The organism is Acinetobacter sp. YH12106, assembly GCF_013418995.1.
Taxonomy (GTDB): domain Bacteria; phylum Pseudomonadota; class Gammaproteobacteria; order Pseudomonadales; family Moraxellaceae; genus Acinetobacter; species Acinetobacter pseudolwoffii.
The window spans coordinates 322,897-340,709 of the sequence record NZ_VPAV01000002.1 but is presented as its reverse complement, the minus strand read 5'-3'; the positions used below and the strand labels follow the sequence as shown (position 1 = coordinate 340,709).

At 44.3% G+C, this 17,813-nt stretch carries 15 protein-coding genes, 1 tRNA gene and 1 pseudogene; 15 read left to right on the top strand and 2 right to left on the bottom strand.

Features of this window, described 5'->3' with window-relative positions; all coding sequences use genetic code 11:
* The 8 genes and pseudogenes from FTU45_RS03945 to rplL all read left to right on the top strand — a co-directional run.
* A pseudogene (locus FTU45_RS03945) lies at window positions 1-173 on the top strand (elongation factor Tu); the annotation flags it as partial.
* A gap of 52 nt (window positions 174-225) precedes the next feature.
* A tRNA-Trp gene (locus FTU45_RS03940) sits at window positions 226-301 on the top strand.
* Between the two features lie 74 nt (window positions 302-375).
* The gene (gene secE, locus FTU45_RS03935) at window positions 376-816 is read left to right on the top strand and encodes a preprotein translocase subunit SecE (RefSeq protein ID WP_005095267.1); all 441 of its coding nucleotides are present in this window, start codon (window positions 376-378) and stop codon (window positions 814-816) included.
* Window positions 817-823: 7 nt separating this feature from the next.
* A complete protein-coding gene (gene nusG / locus FTU45_RS03930) occupies window positions 824-1,357 on the top strand; it encodes a transcription termination/antitermination protein NusG (RefSeq protein WP_004278615.1) in 534 nt (177 codons plus the stop codon).
* A 119-nt stretch (window positions 1,358-1,476) separates the two neighbouring features.
* Window positions 1,477-1,905, top strand: a complete 429-nt coding sequence (rplK, locus tag FTU45_RS03925) for a 50S ribosomal protein L11 (protein WP_004278614.1) — start codon at window positions 1,477-1,479, stop codon at window positions 1,903-1,905.
* Window positions 1,906-1,908: 3 nt separating this feature from the next.
* On the top strand, window positions 1,909-2,604 hold the full coding sequence (gene rplA, locus FTU45_RS03920; RefSeq protein ID WP_005095271.1) for a 50S ribosomal protein L1: 696 nt from the start codon (window positions 1,909-1,911) through the stop codon (window positions 2,602-2,604).
* 300 nt (window positions 2,605-2,904) lie between these two features.
* Window positions 2,905-3,411: a 50S ribosomal protein L10 gene (gene rplJ, locus FTU45_RS03915; RefSeq protein ID WP_005095272.1), complete on the top strand. Its 507-nt coding sequence runs from the start codon at window positions 2,905-2,907 to the stop codon at window positions 3,409-3,411.
* 48 nt (window positions 3,412-3,459) lie between these two features.
* Window positions 3,460-3,825, top strand: a complete 366-nt coding sequence (gene rplL, locus FTU45_RS03910) for a 50S ribosomal protein L7/L12 (protein WP_005095274.1) — start codon at window positions 3,460-3,462, stop codon at window positions 3,823-3,825.
* A gap of 63 nt (window positions 3,826-3,888) precedes the next feature.
* On the opposite strand, the gene FTU45_RS03905 is transcribed toward rplL, so the two are convergent.
* Entirely contained in the window at window positions 3,889-4,140 is a 252-nt protein-coding gene (locus tag FTU45_RS03905) for a hypothetical protein (protein ID WP_034608820.1), read from the bottom strand.
* On the opposite strand from FTU45_RS03905, the gene rpoB reads away from it, so the two are divergent.
* From rpoB to FTU45_RS03890, 3 genes are all read left to right on the top strand, one after another.
* On the top strand, window positions 4,134-8,222 hold the full coding sequence (rpoB, locus tag FTU45_RS03900; protein ID WP_005095277.1) for a DNA-directed RNA polymerase subunit beta: 4,089 nt from the start codon (window positions 4,134-4,136) through the stop codon (window positions 8,220-8,222). The two genes, FTU45_RS03905 and rpoB, sit on opposite strands and share 7 nt — an antisense overlap.
* 179 nt (window positions 8,223-8,401) lie before the next feature.
* A complete protein-coding gene (gene rpoC, locus FTU45_RS03895; RefSeq protein WP_005173031.1) occupies window positions 8,402-12,592 on the top strand; it encodes a DNA-directed RNA polymerase subunit beta' in 4,191 nt (1,396 codons plus the stop codon).
* Between the two features lie 212 nt (window positions 12,593-12,804).
* Window positions 12,805-13,170 (top strand): hypothetical protein, encoded by a 366-nt coding sequence (locus FTU45_RS03890; RefSeq protein WP_005095281.1) that lies wholly within the window; start codon window positions 12,805-12,807, stop codon window positions 13,168-13,170.
* A 57-nt stretch (window positions 13,171-13,227) separates the two neighbouring features.
* On the opposite strand, the gene FTU45_RS03885 is transcribed toward FTU45_RS03890, so the two are convergent.
* The gene (locus FTU45_RS03885; RefSeq protein WP_205668332.1) at window positions 13,228-13,722 is read right to left on the bottom strand and encodes a DUF4442 domain-containing protein; all 495 of its coding nucleotides are present in this window, start codon (window positions 13,720-13,722) and stop codon (window positions 13,228-13,230) included.
* A gap of 117 nt (window positions 13,723-13,839) precedes the next feature.
* Between FTU45_RS03885 and FTU45_RS03880 the strand changes: the two genes are divergently transcribed.
* From FTU45_RS03880 to FTU45_RS03865, 4 genes are all read left to right on the top strand, one after another.
* Window positions 13,840-14,715, top strand: coding sequence for an alpha/beta fold hydrolase (locus FTU45_RS03880; RefSeq protein WP_180075959.1), 876 nt, complete (start codon window positions 13,840-13,842; stop codon window positions 14,713-14,715).
* Between the two features lie 100 nt (window positions 14,716-14,815).
* The gene (locus FTU45_RS03875; RefSeq protein WP_074383933.1) at window positions 14,816-16,180 is read left to right on the top strand and encodes a Na+/H+ antiporter family protein; all 1,365 of its coding nucleotides are present in this window, start codon (window positions 14,816-14,818) and stop codon (window positions 16,178-16,180) included.
* A 333-nt stretch (window positions 16,181-16,513) separates the two neighbouring features.
* A complete protein-coding gene (locus tag FTU45_RS03870) occupies window positions 16,514-17,149 on the top strand; it encodes an OmpW family protein (protein WP_180075958.1) in 636 nt (211 codons plus the stop codon).
* Window positions 17,150-17,331: 182 nt separating this feature from the next.
* Window positions 17,332-17,676, top strand: a complete 345-nt coding sequence (locus tag FTU45_RS03865; RefSeq protein ID WP_005095291.1) for a lysozyme inhibitor LprI family protein — start codon at window positions 17,332-17,334, stop codon at window positions 17,674-17,676.
* The last annotated feature ends 137 nt before the right edge of the window (window positions 17,677-17,813 follow it).

The following is a 17,813-nucleotide window of genomic DNA, read 5'->3' as shown; positions in this document are numbered from 1 at the left end:
TAACTGGTGCGATCGCGCTTAAAGAAGGCGTGGAAATGGTTATGCCTGGTGACAACGTTGAGATGTCAGTAGAGCTAATCCACCCAATCGCAATGGACCCAGGTCTACGTTTTGCGATCCGTGAAGGCGGTCGTACAGTGGGTGCTGGTGTAGTTGCTAAAGTAACTGCATAATCATAGAATAAGATAAACGGGTTGGGGTTTCGGCTCCAACTTGTTATTTTGCAGGTCAGTAGTTCAATTGGTAGAGCGTCGGTCTCCAAAACCGAATGTTGGGGGTTCGAGTCCCTCCTGACCTGCCAAGTTTTGAAAAAGACGCTTGATGTCGGCAAAATTGGTCATATAATAAGTCGCGAAACCTACGACGAGTACAAAAATGTCGAATGAAAAATCACGCGACGCATTAGGCGAAGCGGCAATTCCTCAAAGAAATAATCCTGCAGTAGATGTAAGTTCTGGTTCTCCATTAGACATGGTTCTATGGGTTATCGCCTTGATTTTATTGGTTGGTGCAATGATGGTAAACCAATATTTACCAGCATACTGGGCCCCTGCGAATGATATTTGGGTGCGTGTTGGGGTGATTTTGGCTTGTATCGTTGCAGCATTCGGTTTATTATACGCCACCCATCAAGGCAAAGGCTTTATTCGTCTGCTGAAAGATGCACGAATCGAGCTCCGTCGAGTGACCTGGCCTACCAAGCAAGAGACTGTGTCCACATCTTGGCAAGTTCTTGTTGTAGTCGTAATTACCTCCATTGTTTTATGGTGTTTCGATTATATTTTAGGCTGGTTAATCAAGTTTATTATCGGGTAAGAGAGCTATGAAACGTTGGTACATTATTCATGCCTATTCAGGTTATGAAAAACAAGTAATGCGTTCGCTTAATGATCGAATCCAGCGTAGCGCTGTTGCCGATAGCTTTGGTGAAGTCCTGGTTCCTACCGAAGAAGTGGTAGAAATGAAGGATGGCAAGAAACGTAAATCAGAGCGCAAGTTCTTTCCTGGCTATGTTCTAGTCGAAATGGAAATGAACGATGATACTTGGCACATTGTTAAAGAATGTCCGAAAGTTTTAGGCTTTATTGGTGGTACGGCGGAAAAACCGGCACCAATTACGCAAAAAGAAGCCGATGCGATTCTTGCGCGTGTACGCAATACTGGTGAAGCACCTCGTCCTAAGACGATGTTTGAACCAGGCGAAGAATTACTCGTAGTTGACGGTCCATTCACAGACTTTAAAGGTGTGGTGGAAGAAGTTCAGTACGAAAAGTCACGTTTAACGCTGACCATTAATGTATTTAACCGTCCAACTCAAGTTGAACTGGAATTTCGTCAAGTCGAAAAATCAGTTTAATTGGTTTGGGTTGAAAACGCCTGATTTGCGTGCAAATCAGGCATTGTTGTTGTAACGGTATCGTTACTTGAAATCATTGGGGAGCCTTCACCGGCGTTTGCACCCAGAGGTAATTTGAAATGGCTAAGAAGATTGACGGCTATATCAAGCTGCAAGTTCCAGCTGGTAAAGCGAATCCATCTCCACCGATTGGTCCTGCACTAGGTCAACGTGGTGTGAACATCATGGCATTCTGTAAAGAATTCAATGCTGCGACACAAAAAGTTGAAGCTGGTCTACCAATTCCAGTCGTGATCACTGTGTACAACGACAAGTCGTTCACATTCATCATGAAAACTCCACCTGCTGCTGTTCTTCTTAAGAAAGCTGCTGGTATCCAGAAGGGTTCAGCTGTACCTAACAAAACTAAAGTTGGTAAGTTGACTCGTGCTCAAATCGAAGAAATCGCGACTACTAAAGAACCAGATTTGACTGGTGCTGATTTAGACGCACGTGTACGTACCATTGCTGGTTCTGCGCGTTCTATGGGCTTGGAAGTGGAGCTTTAAGACATGGCTAAATTAACTAAACGTCAAAAAGCGATCGTAGCTGCTGTAGAAGCGCACAAAGTTTACACGCTAGAAGAAGCTGTTGCAGTTTTAGAGAGCCTTCCAGCTCCTAAATTCAAAGAATCTTTGGATATCGCGGTAAACCTAGGTGTTGATCCTCGTAAATCTGACCAAGTTGTTCGTGGCGCGACTACACTTCCTGCAGGTACGGGTAAAACTGTACGTGTAGCTGTATTCGCTCAAGGCGCTGCTGCTGAAGCTGCTAAAGCTGAAGGCGCAGACGTTGTTGGTTTCGATGATCTTGCTGAAAGCATCCAAGCGGGTAACCTTGACTTTGACGTTGTAATTGCTGCTCCAGATGCAATGCGCGTTGTAGGTAAACTTGGTACGATCCTTGGTCCACGTGGCTTAATGCCAAACCCTAAAGTGGGTACGGTAACTCCTGACGTAGCAACTGCAGTTAAAAATGCAAAAGCTGGTCAAGCACGTTATCGCGTAGACAAAGCGGGTATTATCCACGCTGCAATCGGTCAAGTAGGTTTCACTGCTGAAGCTGTTCGTTCAAACGTTGAAGCACTCGTTGCTGACTTGAAACGTTTGAAACCTGCGACTTCTAAAGGCGTATACATTCAAAAGATCACTTTGAGCTCAACTATGGGTCCTGGTTTGATCGTTGATGTAGCAAACGTTTCTAAATAAGTCTCGACTTATACAGAATTTTAAAGCCCTGAGTAAGTTTTAAAGCACTGCTTTAAAACTTACGCAAGAAACGCTCCGTCGTATTTTGCAAACTTAGGCAAACTTTGAATTGATAAATGAAAATTTATCAGCGTCAAAGACCGCGGGCGAGGGGAGTTTTATGCTTCGCTCTTAATCGTCCAGCCTGCGTAGACGCGGTGGTGTGATTTGTTCATCCTCCGCGTGTTAGTCCAGTGATGGATTAACGAATTGGGAGTGTACTTCGCGTAAGTACATAAATCACCGTTAGGAGGTTTTACAATGGCTCTTCTTATCGAAGGCAAAAAACAGATCGTAGCTGAAGTAACTGAAGTTGCTTCTACTGCATTTGCTGCTGTTGTTGCTGACTATCAAGGTTTAACTGTTGAGCAATTAACTGCTCTTCGCGTTGAAGCTCGTAAACTAGGTGTTCACACACGTATCGTGCGTAACACTTTGGCTAAACGCGCTCTTCAAGATACTCAATTCAATATCTTGAACGACAACCTTGTTGGCCCAACAATCTTAGCTTTCTCGACTTCTGAAGACGACATGGGTGCTGCTGCACGTTTGTTCGAAGAATTCGCTAAAACTAATAAAGCATTTGAACTTAAAGCTGCTGCATTTGATGGCAAACTTTATCAAGGCGAAGAAGTTAGCGTTATCGCGAATCTTCCGAACCAAGAAAAAGCGCTTACTATGCTTGCAAACGTTCTTCAAGCTCCTATTTCGAAATTGGGCCGCTTACTTACAGCGCTTCAAGAGAAAAACGAGTCAGAAGCTGCTTAAGCTCAAACTTACACACACATCATTCAATACCCATTTGGAGTTAATCTCATGGCTTTAACAAACGAAGAAATCCTAAACGCAGTTGCTGAAAAAACTGTTCTTGAACTTGTTGAACTTATTTCTGCTTTCGAAGAGAAATTCAACGTTTCTGCTGCTGCTGTAGCTGTTGCTGCTGGTCCTGCTGCTGCTGCTGCTGAAGAGCAATCTGAATTCAATGTTGAATTGACTTCTTTTGGCGCAAACAAAGTTGCTGTAATTAAAGCAGTTCGTGAAGCAACTGGCCTTGGCTTGAAAGAAGCTAAAGACATGGTTGAAAGCGCTCCTACAGTTCTTAAAGAAGGCGTTTCTAAAGAAGAAGGCGAAGAACTTAAGAAGAAACTTGAAGAAGCTGGTGCTACAGTTACTCTTAAGTAATAGCTTAAGGGAGCCGGTTTTTTTATAATCAGCTCCAAAAATTGGCTGATGGCTCTTGGGTCATCAGCCTTTTTGCGTTACAATAATCGGCTCGATTTTTGTTTGCATGATATAAAAATCATACAAATTAAAAATAAACATAATGAACAAACGTTTACCAATATTTTTCAGTAAAAAAATATTGATAAGCGTTTTAATACCACTAAAAATTGCAGCATTTGTAAAGAGTGGTGGCCATATCGGCCAGCGTAATTCCTTCTGAGCCCGTTCTGCAGGCGGGCTTGGTTTACACTTTCCGAGGACTCCAGATGGCATACTCATATACCGAAAAGAAACGGATCCGTAAGAATTTTGGTAAATTGCCTAGCGTTATGGATGCTCCGTACCTGCTCGCGATTCAAGTCGACTCGTACAGAACGTTCTTACAAGATGGCAAATCACCAAAAAACCGCGAAGATATCGGTCTCCAAGCCGCATTTCGTTCAGTTTTTCCTATAGAAAGTTATTCTGGCAATGCTGCTTTAGAATTTGTTGAGTATAGTCTTGGTAAGCCTGAGTTTGATGTACGCGAATGTATTCTTCGTGGCTCAACTTATGCAGCACCAATGCGTGTAAAAATTCGTTTGATCCTGAAAGATCGTGAAACGAAGTCAATTAAAGACGTACGTGAACAAGAAGTCTATATGGGCGAAATGCCATTGATGACGGATAACGGTACCTTTGTAATTAATGGTACCGAGCGTGTAATCGTATCTCAATTACACCGTTCACCAGGCGTATTCTTTGACCACGATAAAGGTAAGACTCACTCAAGTGGTAAAGTCCTTTATTCAGCGCGTATCATTCCTTACCGTGGTTCATGGTTAGATTTTGAATTCGATGCCAAAGACCTGGTCTATGTACGTATTGACCGTCGTCGTAAATTACTTGCGACTGTGGTGCTGCGTGCGCTGGGTTATAGCAACGAAAACATTCTCAACATGTTCTACGAGAAAGTCCCTGTATATCTTGACATGGGTAGCTATCAAATTGACTTGGTGCCGGAACGTCTGCGCGGCGAAATGGCACAATTTGACATCTTGGATAAAGATGGCAAGGCAATCGTTGAACAAGGTAAACGTATTAACGCGCGTCATGTACGTCAGATGGAAGCTTCAGGTCTTGAAAAACTTGCAGTGCCTGATGAGTATTTGTATGAGCGTATCACGGCTGAAGACATCGCATTAAAAGATGGCGACGTGATTGCTGCAAATACCGTATTGAGCCATGAAGTCATGGTGAAAATTGCAGAAGGCGGCGTGAAGCAGTTTAATGTTCTGTTCACCAATGATATCGACCGTGGTTCATTCGTTGCAGATTCTCTACGTGCAGATACTACGACCACTCGTGAAGAAGCATTAGTAGAAATCTACAAAGTCATGCGTCCGGGCGAGCCACCAACCAAAGAAGCAGCTGAGAACCTGTTCAATAACCTGTTCTTCTCTTCTGAGCGTTATGACTTGTCTCCAGTCGGTCGTATGAAGTTCAACCGTCGTTTGGGTCGCCCTTATGAAGTGGGTACAGACCAGAAGTCGCGTGAAGTTGAAGGTATTCTCTCGAACGAAGATATCACTGATGTATTGAAAACATTAGTTGAAATCCGTAACGGTAAAGGTGAAGTCGACGATATCGATCACTTGGGTAACCGTCGTGTTCGTTCTGTGGGCGAAATGACAGAAAACCAATTCCGTGTCGGTCTGGTTCGTGTAGAACGTGCTGTTAAAGAACGTTTATCTCAAGCTGAAACAGATAACCTGTCTCCGCAAGATCTAATCAATGCGAAGCCTGTTGCTGCTGCAATCAAAGAATTCTTTGGTTCAAGCCAGTTGTCTCAGTTCATGGATCAAAACAACCCGTTGTCTGAAATCACGCACAAGCGTCGTGTATCAGCACTTGGTCCCGGTGGTTTGACGCGTGAACGTGCGGGCTTTGAAGTACGTGACGTACATCAAACGCATTACGGTCGTGTATGTCCAATTGAAACGCCGGAAGGTCCAAACATTGGTTTGATCAACTCGCTTTCTGTATATGCTAAAGCGAACAACTTCGGTTTCCTGGAAACGCCTTACCGTAAAGTAGTTGATGGCCGTGTAACCATGGACATTGAATACCTGTCTGCGATTGAAGAAGTGGGTACTGTGATTGCACAGGCCGATTCTGCAGTAGATGCTGATGGTAATTTATTAGAAGAAGTTGTATCTGTACGTCACCAAGGTGACTTCGTACGCATGCCGCCGGAAAAAGTAACGCATATGGATGTATCTGCTCAGCAGGTTGTATCTGTGGCTGCGTCACTGATTCCGTTCCTTGAACACGATGATGCCAACCGTGCATTGATGGGTTCAAACATGCAACGTCAGGCTGTTCCTACGTTAATCGCTGACAAACCACTCGTAGGTACGGGTATGGAAGCGAACGTAGCACATGACTCTGGTGTATGTGTGATCGCTCAGCGTGGTGGTCGTATCGAGTTTGTTGATGCATCTCGTGTAGTCATTCGTGTGAACGAAGAAGAGATGATCGCAGGTGAGGCAGGTGTAGATATCTATAACCTGATCAAATACACCCGTTCAAACCAAAACACCTGTATCAACCAGAAAGTTCTGGTGAACCTGGGTGATAAAGTGGGTCGTGGTGACGTATTAGCTGATGGTCCATCGACTGATGGCGGTGAGCTAGCGCTTGGTCAAAACATGCGCGTCGCATTCATGACCTGGAACGGTTACAACTACGAAGACTCGATCTTACTTTCAGAGCGTGTACTTCAAGAAGACCGTTTAACCTCGATTCATATCCAGGAATTGTCATGTGTCGCACGTGATACTAAGCTTGGTGCTGAAGAAATCACGGCCGATATCCCGAATGTGGGTGAAGCAGCGCTTTCTAAACTTGATGAATCAGGTATTGTTTACATCGGTGCTGAAGTAACAGCAGGTGATATTCTTGTTGGTAAAGTGACGCCTAAAGGTGAAACGCAGCTAACGCCGGAAGAAAAATTGCTTCGTGCAATCTTCGGTGAAAAAGCAGCTGACGTTAAAGATTCATCTTTACGCGTTCCATCAGGTACTAAAGGTACAGTCATTGACGTTCAAGTGTTTACACGTGACGGTCTTGAAAAAGACGAACGTGCTCAAGCAATTGAAAAAGCGCAATTGGATGCATACCGTAAAGACTTGAAAGAAGAATTCAAAATCTTCGAAGAAGCTGCACGTGAACGTGTAATCCGTCTACTGAATGGCCAAGAGTCGAATGGTGGCGGTACAACTAAACGTGGCGACAAACTGTCTGAAGACGTGTTGTCTGGTTTAGAGCTTGTTGATCTTCTTGAAATTCAACCAGTTGATGAAGCAATTGCTGAACGTCTAACGCAAATTCAAGTGTTCTTGAAAGAGAAGAGCTTCGAAATTGACGAGAAATTTGCTGAGAAAAAACGCAAACTTTCTACAGGCGATGAACTGACGACTGGCGTATTGAAAGTAGTTAAAGTTTATCTTGCTGTAAAACGTCGCATCCAGCCGGGTGATAAGATGGCGGGTCGTCACGGTAACAAAGGTGTTGTATCAAACATCTTGCCGGTAGAAGACATGCCACATGATGCCAACGGTGTACCTGTTGATATCGTATTGAACCCGCTTGGCGTACCATCGCGTATGAATGTGGGTCAGATTCTTGAAACTCACTTGGGTATGGCGGCGAAAGGTCTTGGCGATCAAATCGACAAGATGATGAAAGAGCAACGTACTGTACTTGAGCTTCGTGATTTCCTGGACAAGATTTATAACAAAGTTGGTGGCGAGCAAGAAGATCTTGACAGCTTGACTGATGAAGAAATCTTGAAACTTTCTGGTAACTTGCGTGCTGGTGTGCCTTTGGCAACACCTGTATTCGATGGTGCTGAAGAAGGTCAGATCAAAGAATTGTTACAACTTGCAGGTCTATCAAGTACTGGTCAGACAGTATTATATGATGGTCGTACTGGTGAGCGTTTCGACCGTCCAGTAACTGTAGGTTATATGTACATGCTGAAACTGAACCACTTAGTTGATGACAAGATGCATGCGCGTTCAACTGGTTCTTATTCTCTAGTCACGCAACAGCCGCTGGGTGGTAAAGCACAATTCGGTGGTCAGCGTTTCGGTGAGATGGAAGTCTGGGCACTAGAAGCTTACGGTGCAGCATATACGCTACAAGAAATGCTGACTGTGAAATCGGATGACGTTGAAGGTCGTACCCGTATCTACAAGAATATTGTAGATGGTAACCATTATATGGACCCGGGTATGCCTGAATCGTTCAACGTATTGACCAAAGAGATCCGTTCTTTAGGTATCAACATTGAACTGAAAAATGGTGACTAATTAGTTCCATTGAATCTCCCTTACGAAGCAGTGCTTCTCACCTCTTTAAAAAAGAGGGGGAAGTCCCCCTTTGTAAAGGGGGATTTAGGGGGATTCTTGGGATTCCCAGTTTCAGTTAAAAAACAATATTTGTGACCCAGTCGAGAAGTGAAAATCTCCTCGACACACGGAGAAAAAAATTGAAAGACTTGCTCGATATCATGCGCAAAAAGACGGATTCAGACGGTCATGCTCCTGTAGAGTTTGACCGCATCCGTATTGGTCTTGCGTCACCAGAAATGATTAAGTCATGGTCTCACGGTGAAGTTAAAAAGCCAGAAACCATTAACTATCGTACGTTCAAACCTGAACGTGATGGTTTATTCTGTGCCAAAATCTTTGGTCCAGTAAAAGATTACGAATGCTTGTGTGGTAAATACAAGCGTATGAAATACAAAGGCGTCATTTGTGAAAAATGTGGCGTTGAAGTAACAACTGCGAAAGTTCGTCGTGAACGTATGGGTCACATCGAGCTAGCTTCTCCAGTTGCGCACATCTGGTTCTTGAAATCATTACCGAGCCGTATCGGTCTTCTTTTAGACATGACGCTACGTGATATCGAACGCGTATTGTATTTCGAATCTTATGTGGTTACCGATCCCGGTATGACCCCATTTGAGAAATACCAGCTTCTAAACGATGAAGAATACTTCAATGCGTTGGAAGAGCATGGTGATGAATTCACAGCGAAAATGGGTGCAGAAGCGGTTCAAGACTTGTTGAAAGACATCGATCTTGAAGCTGAAATTGCGCGTCTTCGTGAAGAAATTCCTGTGACAACTTCAGAAACCAAGCTGAAAAAAGCCTCTAAGCGTTTGAAGTTGATGGAAGCATTCAACGATTCGAACAACAAGCCAGAATGGATGGTGTTGACTGTACTTCCAGTTCTGCCACCAGACCTTCGTCCGTTGGTACCACTTGAAGGTGGTCGTTTCGCGACTTCTGACTTGAACGATCTTTACCGTCGTGTGATTAACCGTAACAACCGTTTGAAGCGTCTTCTTGACCTTGCAGCGCCAGACATCATCGTACGTAACGAAAAACGTATGTTGCAAGAGTCTGTCGATGCATTGTTAGACAACGGTCGTCGTGGTCGTGCAATTACCGGTTCAAACAAGCGTCCGCTTAAATCTTTGGCAGATATGATCAAAGGTAAGCAAGGTCGTTTCCGTCAGAACTTATTGGGTAAACGTGTCGATTACTCAGGTCGTTCGGTCATTACCGTTGGTCCAAACCTGCGTTTGCACCAATGTGGTCTTCCGAAGAAAATGGCACTTGAACTGTTCAAGCCATTCATTTTCGCGAAACTACAAGCATCTGGTCAAGCAACCACCATTAAAGCTGCGAAGAAAATGGTTGAGCGCGAGACGCCAGAAGTTTGGGACGTTCTTGCTCACGTGATCCGTCAACATCCAGTGATGTTGAACCGTGCGCCAACACTTCACCGTCTAGGTCTTCAAGCATTTGAACCGATCCTGATTGAAGGTAAGGCGATCCGTCTACACCCGCTCGTGTGTGCTGCGTTTAATGCCGACTTCGATGGTGACCAAATGGCGGTACACGTACCATTAACACTTGAAGCGCAGTTAGAAGCGCGTGCGTTAATGATGTCGACCAACAACATCTTGTCTCCAGCGAACGGTGAGCCAATCATCGTGCCGTCTCAGGACGTTGTCTTGGGCTTGTATTACATCACGCGTGATGCAATCAATGCCAAAGGTGAGGGCATGGTGTTCGCGGATACTCACGAAGTAAACCGTGCACTGGCAACAGGTCAGGTTGATCTACACGCTCGCGTTAAAGCACGTGTACACCAGACTGTCATCGATGAAGATGGCAACCGTGAACATCAAACCATTATTGTAGATACCACACCTGGTCGCTGCCTACTTTGGGAAGTTGTGCCTGAAGGTATGGATTTCCAGCAAATTAACGTTGAGATGACCAAGAAAAACATCTCTAAGTTAATTAACTCTTGCTACCGTAAATTGGGTCTGAAAGATACTGTTATCTTCGCTGACCAATTGATGTACCTAGGCTTCCGTCAGGCGACGCGTTCAGGTGTATCTGTCGGTATGGAAGACATGGTTATTCCACCGCAAAAACAAGTCATTATTGGTAAAGCGGAAGCTGAAGTTCGTGAAATCGAACAACAGTTCGAACAAGGTTTCGTAACTGCCGGCGAACGTTATAACAAAGTGGTCGATATTTGGGCGCGTACCAATGACCAGGTTGCTAAAGCGATGATGGACAACTTGTCTTTCACGACTGTTAAAAACAAACAGGGTGAAGACGAGAAGCAAAAATCATTCAACTCGATCTACATGATGTCTGACTCGGGTGCCCGTGGTTCGGCAGCTCAGATTCGTCAGTTGGCGGGTATGCGTGGTTTGATGGCGAAGCCGGATGGCTCGATCATTGAAACGCCTATTAAAGCGAACTTCCGTGAAGGTTTGACTGTACTACAGTACTTCATCTCGACACACGGTGCGCGTAAAGGTTTGGCCGATACAGCACTGAAAACTGCGAACTCTGGTTACTTGACGCGTCGTCTGGTAGACGTTGCGCAAGACTTGGTGATTACCGAGCCAGATTGTGGCACCTTCGACGGTCTAGTAATGACACCATTCATTCAAGGTGGCGATGTCATCGAGAACTTGGGTGCACGAGTATTGGGTCGTGTGGTTGCTGAAGATGTGAAACGTGTCGGTACAGACGAAGTTCTGCTTCCACGTAATACTTTAATTGACGAGAAACTGGCAACGTTTATCGAAAGCCAAGGTGTCGACGAAATTAAAGTACGTTCGGTTGTAAACTGTGCGTCTACTTTCGGTGTATGTGCGAAATGTTACGGCCGTGACTTAGCGCGTGGTCATCAGGTGAACCCGGGTGAGTCTGTTGGTGTCATGGCAGCTCAATCGATTGGTGAACCAGGTACACAGTTAACTATGCGTACCTTCCACGTGGGTGGTGCTGCAAGCCGAACGTCTGCTGCAAACAGCGTACAAGTTCGTAACCAGGGTACAGTGCGTTTCCACAACGTGAAAACAGTACAACATGCCAAAGGTCACTTGGTATCGACTTCACGTTCAGGTGAAATCGGTATCGCGGATGATTTAGGTCGTGAGCGTGAGCGCTATAAACTGCCTTACGGTGCGTCTATCTTGCTAAAAGATGGCGAAGCTGTAGAAGCAGGCGGTATCGTGGCGACTTGGGATCCGCATACACATCCATTGGTAACAGAAGTTGCAGGTAAAGTGCGTTTCAGCCAGATCGCTGATGGCGTGACCGTGACTTCGAAAACTGATGATGCAACAGGTATGTCAACCATCGAAATCTTGCCAGTGACTTCACGTCCTGCGTCAGGTAAAGATTTGCGTCCTGCTGTAGTGTTAGACACAGTTGAAGGCACTGAACAGTTCTACTTCTTGCCACAAAACACCATTCTTTCTGTCCGTGATGGCGAAACGATTGGTGTCGGTGACGTTATTGGTCGTGTACCACAAGAATCTTCACGTACCCGTGATATTACCGGTGGTCTACCGCGTGTAGCTGACTTGTTCGAAGCACGTAAGCCGAAAGAGCATGCAATCCTTGCAGAAGTATCGGGCGTTGTGAGCTTCGGTAAAGAAACCAAAGGTAAGAACCGTCTGGTGATTACACCGGATGATGGCTCTGAGATTTACGAAGAGCTGATTCCGAAATGGCGTACCATTAACGTGTTCGAAGGCGAACATGTGAACCGTGGTGAAACCATTTCTGACGGCCCACAGAACCCGCATGACATTTTACGTCTGAAAGGTGAAGTGGCGCTGACCAACTACATCGTGAACGAAGTTCAGGACGTATACCGTCTGCAAGGTGTAAAAATCAACGACAAGCACATTGAAGTCATCGTACGTCAAATGCTGCGTAAAGTGGATATCACTGATGGTGGCGATACCAGCTTCATCAAAGGCGAACAAGTGGATTACATCCGTGTTGTACAGGAAAACCAAGCAGTTCTTGCACAAAACAAGTTCCCTGCGAAGTTTGAACGTCTGTTGATGGGTATTACCAAAGCGTCGCTTTCGACTGACTCGTTCATCTCTGCTGCATCGTTCCAGGAAACCACACGTGTGTTAACTGAAGCGGCTGTAACAGGTAAAGAAGATGACTTACGCGGTCTGAAAGAAAACGTGGTTGTAGGTCGTCTGATCCCAGCGGGTACAGGTTTGGCTTACCATCTCGAGCGTCGTCGTCAAGAAGCAGAAGCTGCAGAATTTGAACTGCACAATGACTTCTCTGATGTTGATCAAGCTTTAAGTCAGGCATTTAACGAAGAATTCTAATTCAAGTTAAAGCTAAAAAAGAGACGCCTTCGGGCGTCTTTTTTTGTCTTAAATACATAAAAATTAAAAGCTAATTAAAGGCTAAACAGCGGAATAATCCATTGATACTTACAAAACTCAGCAGGAATACCGAGAGAAGTAACACGCTCCATGTTTTAGTTTTATAAAATGAAGATAAGCTAAATTAAAGTATGAAAAGGAAGGCCAAAGTCATGAAAAAATTAATGGGTGTGATGGCAGTTGCAACTCTCTCCACCTTTATGCTGGCAGGTTGTGAAAGTATGTCTGCCAATGAGCAGCGTATCGGTGCTGCCGCCTTAGGTGGTGCAGTCGGTGGTGGTGTAGGTAATAGTGTCGGGGGTGGTCTTGGTTCTGCAGTCGGTGGTGGTGCAGGCGCAGCCGTGGGAAGTAAGTCCCAAGGTGGCTCAAACCGTAATGCGACCTATAGTGGTGTCGGCGGTGCTGTAGGCTCAGCTGTAGGTAAAAGCATATTCGGTGGGAATGCTGGTGCTGCGATTGGTGGTGCAATCGGTGGTGGCGCAGGTGCTGCGATCGAACAGGATAACCGCCGTCGTTAAGTCTGCACTGACTTTAAATCGATTCAGATCTAAAAGCGCCCATGTGGCGCTTTTACCTTATCCAGTTTTTTGAATTTTTCCTTTGCTTTGTTTGCGCCGGATATAAACCGTTTTTTGTACTTCGGCAATTCGAACGCCAGCCTCATCATAGATATTGAGCTGGTAATGGCGATATACCGGTGCATAGTCAGCAGCCAGGTCAATAATAGTACTGACTTCTTCAGCAGAGATGCGCACATCAGCAAAAACGGTGCCGCGACCCGGTGCTAAAAACTGGATACTCGCGCCCTTATCCCAGACGATATATTTCGGCCCTAAATGATGCATCAGTAAGAGCATATAAAATGGATCGACCATTGAATATAAGCTGCCACCAAAATGGACGCCGACAATATTCTGGTTTTTACGGGTCAGTGGCATTTTGACCCGAATGTGATAATGATTAAAATCAATTTTATCAATTTCGATGCCTGCACCACGATAGGGGGCATAGCGGTTCAGAATAAATTTTGAAACCAAAGGCAGTTTTTGAATTTTCTGGAATAGGCTCATGCTGACATTCTTTTTTCTTGTGTAGTTATGCATACTAGAGCAACAAAAATGCGCTGGCATTGATAAATTATTCCGATTTATAAACTATGCGGTCAATAACAACAACAGGATCAAAACATGGAAATGCAATGGGTCGATACCACGGATCAGCAGCGTCTTTGCGTTAAAACTTACGGACAGCCCACACGGCCGGCATTGGTACTGGTTCATGGCTACCCCGATCATCAAGCGGTTTGGGAGCCAGTCATTGCTTATTTGAGTCAGGATTATTTTGTTGTGAGCTACGATGTGCGCGGCGCAGGTGAGTCCAGTATTCCTCAAAAAATCTCGGATTACCGCTTGGCACGCTTAAGTCAGGATCTGGAAGAGGTAGTGAGCAAGGTATTGCCGAATCGTGGTTTTCATCTGGCAGCGCATGACTGGGGTTCAATTCAGTCTTGGGAATCTGTCACAGATTTAAGATTCAAAGGCCGAATTCTGTCTTATAGTACGCTGTCTGGCCCTTGTCTGGATCATGCTGCTTTCTGGATGCGCGAGCAGTTCAATCAAGACAAAGCAAAATTTTTAAAGCAAATGAGCAAGTCCTGGTATATCGCGGTATTTCAGTTGCCTTTACTAGCCCCCTTGACCTGGAATTTTTTTAATCCGCAGCGCTGGGCCAAGATTGTCCGGCAATTAGAAAGACGGGACGATCTGCCGCTGAACCCGAAGATCGTCAAAGATGGCAAGTATGGGGTAAACCTGTATCGGGCCAATTTTTTACCGCGTTTGGCCCGACCACGGCAGCGCTTTGCCATCTGTCCGGTACAAGCGATTGTACTGAAATATGACCAGTTTGTCGGGCCTGATCTGGTCGATGAGATGGCAAAATGGGTCGATAATTTCTCTAAAGTGGAACTGGATGCCAATCACTGGGCAATTCTGAGCCAGCCAGAACAAGTGGCTCAATTAATTGATCACTTTATTCAGCGTCAATCTGCTGAAGTCGTTTAATCAGCCTCAGCACTGAACATGACTGCTGAAAGGAAAAGTGGCGGAATTTTTATCCGAATTTTCTGATAAAATAGCCGCTTTCTCTCTATTCCGATTCATTATGTTCGCAATTCTTGCTGCTATTGGAGTCATGTTCGGACTCTCATTGGCACGTGTACCTGTGGTTTTTGCCCTGGTCATTGGTGCTGTTACGGGTGGTTTACTGGCAGGTCTTGGCCTTCAGGGAACCTTGGACGCGTTTAACAATGGCTTGGGCGGCGGTGCCAAAATTGCCTTGGCTTACGGTATTTTAGGTGCATTTGCTTTGGCGTTGGCACGTTCAGGTTTGCCGGATTTGTTGGCGTATAAAATGATCAACACCTTAAAAGGTGAGGCTGATTTTAAAGCACAAAACCGGGTGAAATATCTGATCTTTTTTACAGTAGCCATTGCTGCGGTATTTTCCCAGAACGTGATTCCGGTACATATCGCCTTTATTCCAGTCCTGATTCCACCATTATTGACTGTATTTAACCATTTAAAGCTCGACCGTCGTTTGATTGCCTGTTTGCTGACCTTTGGTCTGGTAGGCACCTATATGCTGATTCCGGTCGGTTTTGGTGCCATCTTCCTGAATGACATTCTGGGTCATAACATCAATACTTTTGGTAAGCCATATGGATTTGAAATTAGCTATGACCAGATTCCATCTGCGATGGCAATTCCAGTATTCGGTATGTTTGTGGGCTTATTGGTGGCGATCTTTATTAGCTATCGCAAACCACGTCAATATCAAGATATTCATGTCCAGGAACAGCAAAGTATTTCCGCTGAATTGGGTGTGGCTGAGCAGGTTAAACCGCAGATTGCCAAATTTACCATCTGGATGGCCGGCCTTGCAGTTATTGCCACATTGGCGGTACAGCTTTATTCAGACTCGATGATTCTGGCCGGTCTGGTCGGTGTCGCAATCCTGAGTTGTGCCGGGATCTTTAAATGGAAAGAAGCGGATGATGTGATCATTACCGGTATGCGCATGATGGCGCTAGTTGGCTTTATCATGATTGCCGCGCAAGGTTTTGCTGCCGTGATTGAGGCAACAGGACAGGTTCCTGCGCTGGTTGAAGCGTCGGTTGACTGGATTGGTAATAGCCAGGCACTTGCAGCCTTTTTAATGTTGTTGATTGGTCTGCTGATTACTCTGGGTATCGGTTCATCCTTCTCTACCATTCCGATTCTGGCGATTATTTATGTACCGCTCTGCATTCAATTTGGTTTTAGTCCTGCAGCAACTATTGCGATCATCGGGACTGCGGCTGCTTTGGGCGATGCCGGTTCTCCAGCATCAGATTCAACTTTAGGTCCAACATCCGGTCTGAATATGGATGGCCAGCATGACCATATGAAGGACAGTGTGGTTCCAACCTTCATTCATTTTAATATTCCGCTTATCATTTTTGGCTGGATTGCAGCCATGGTTCTGTAAGTTCTTTTTAATCTGCTCTGATATAAATCGGAGCAGATTTGCCTAGATTTAAAATAAATTATAAGATGTATTTAAAATATATATTTAAATAAAAAATTAATATAAACCTGATTATTTTACTCTGAATATTATTATTTTAATCTGATTAATTTACTGGGTATTTAAAACCAACCAATATGGTCGATTTAAAATAAATATATAATAATTACATGTACTTAAATAATAAATAAAAATTAGTTTTAAAACCTCTATTGCATATTAATTTAAGCCATGTTTATTATTAATTAAGAAATATTTTCTTAATAATTATTCTTCCCTTGGGGGTATTTTAAAATGTTAAAGCAAGTAGCTCTAATTGCATTAATGGGTCTTTCAGCATCTGCGATGGCAGGGCAATGGCAAGTGAAAGTGGGGGCTTCTGTATTAGCGCCTACTCAGGAAACTGACCTGATTCCTGGTGTAGTTGAAGATGCTAAAGCAAGTAGCGAACTCAATTTTACTCCTTCAGTCGAATATTTCTTCAATGACAATATTTCAGCCGAATTATTATTGGCTACCCCATTTAAACATGATGTTGAGATGGCGGGTGATGTGAAAATTGCATCATTAAAACATCTACCACCAACGATTACAGCCAAATATAATTTTAAAAATTCAAGCCGCTTTACTCCCTATATCGGTGTAGGTGCTACAGTATTCATTCCATGGGATGAAGAATTTAGCCAAACTGCAAAAGACGCATTAGGTGTAGCAAAGCTTGATGCAGATGTTGCTTATGGGGTAGCTGGCCAAGTCGGCTTTAACTTCCAGCCAGCGGATGCAAAAAACTGGGGTGTCTTTGTTGATGCACGTTATGCTGACTTAGCTACAGATCTGGAAGCAAAGACTGCTGATGGGACAAAAATTAATTTAGGTGAATTTGGAATCGATCCGTGGGTGTACACGATCGGCTATAGCTATAAATTCTAAGCTTTCATATTTCTGGATTGATTTTCCAAAGGCCTCATCTTGTATGAGGCTTTTTTTTCAAAATAACAACGATTTATAACCTATTGAAATTGAGCAGATTGGCAATGTTCAAATATATTAAAACGAATAAAGTAAATATTAATTGAATACGACTTAATAATTGAATAATAAGGAAGATCAGCATGAGATTTTTAATGAAGAGTATTGTGATCTTCTGCGGCCTGTTGGTCGCACCTGCCTATGCCGCAAGTTTTGATTGTCAGAAAGCTGAAACCGTGACCGAAAAAGCCATTTGTGAACATCGTCTGCTTAATGATGCCGATGTCAAAATGAGTACCAGCTATCATATCTTACGGCGTATGGTTCCCATGGGCACGCGTTCAGTGATACAGCGCGATCAGGTCAAATGGTTGCAGTTTCGCGACCAGTGTCTGGAATCGGTCTCTTGCCTGAACCAAGTCTATAATATGCGTCAACAGCAACTGGACTTGCAGTTTCAGCGCATTTATAAGCTTGGGCCTTATTAAGTCTGACAGTCGGTCTGGCAAAGATTAAAACCCTGCCAGATCAAGTGCTCAAAAATATCTTGTGAAAAAATATACCACTGACTATTGAAAATTGAGGAACTCACTCCATTCATATAGGCAACAGTATTGACCTGTAT

What these genes read in the sequence shown, in the direction of transcription:
- nusG (WP_004278615.1), top strand. Translation starts at nt 824, where the DNA reads ATGAAACGTTGGTACATTATTCATGCCTATTCAGGTTATGAAAAACAA.
- FTU45_RS03905 (WP_034608820.1), bottom strand. Translation starts at nt 4,140, where the DNA reads ATGCCATCTGGAGTCCTCGGAAAGTGTAAACCAAGCCCGCCTGCAGAA.
- rpoB (WP_005095277.1), top strand. Translation starts at nt 4,134, where the DNA reads ATGGCATACTCATATACCGAAAAGAAACGGATCCGTAAGAATTTTGGT.
- FTU45_RS03865 (WP_005095291.1), top strand. Translation starts at nt 17,332, where the DNA reads ATGAGATTTTTAATGAAGAGTATTGTGATCTTCTGCGGCCTGTTGGTC.
- rplL (WP_005095274.1), top strand. Translation starts at nt 3,460, where the DNA reads ATGGCTTTAACAAACGAAGAAATCCTAAACGCAGTTGCTGAAAAAACT.
- secE (WP_005095267.1), top strand. Translation starts at nt 376, where the DNA reads ATGTCGAATGAAAAATCACGCGACGCATTAGGCGAAGCGGCAATTCCT.
- FTU45_RS03890 (WP_005095281.1), top strand. Translation starts at nt 12,805, where the DNA reads ATGAAAAAATTAATGGGTGTGATGGCAGTTGCAACTCTCTCCACCTTT.
- FTU45_RS03870 (WP_180075958.1), top strand. Translation starts at nt 16,514, where the DNA reads ATGTTAAAGCAAGTAGCTCTAATTGCATTAATGGGTCTTTCAGCATCT.
- rplA (WP_005095271.1), top strand. Translation starts at nt 1,909, where the DNA reads ATGGCTAAATTAACTAAACGTCAAAAAGCGATCGTAGCTGCTGTAGAA.
- rplK (WP_004278614.1), top strand. Translation starts at nt 1,477, where the DNA reads ATGGCTAAGAAGATTGACGGCTATATCAAGCTGCAAGTTCCAGCTGGT.
- FTU45_RS03875 (WP_074383933.1), top strand. Translation starts at nt 14,816, where the DNA reads ATGTTCGCAATTCTTGCTGCTATTGGAGTCATGTTCGGACTCTCATTG.
- FTU45_RS03885 (WP_205668332.1), bottom strand. Translation starts at nt 13,722, where the DNA reads ATGAGCCTATTCCAGAAAATTCAAAAACTGCCTTTGGTTTCAAAATTT.
- rplJ (WP_005095272.1), top strand. Translation starts at nt 2,905, where the DNA reads ATGGCTCTTCTTATCGAAGGCAAAAAACAGATCGTAGCTGAAGTAACT.
- FTU45_RS03880 (WP_180075959.1), top strand. Translation starts at nt 13,840, where the DNA reads ATGGAAATGCAATGGGTCGATACCACGGATCAGCAGCGTCTTTGCGTT.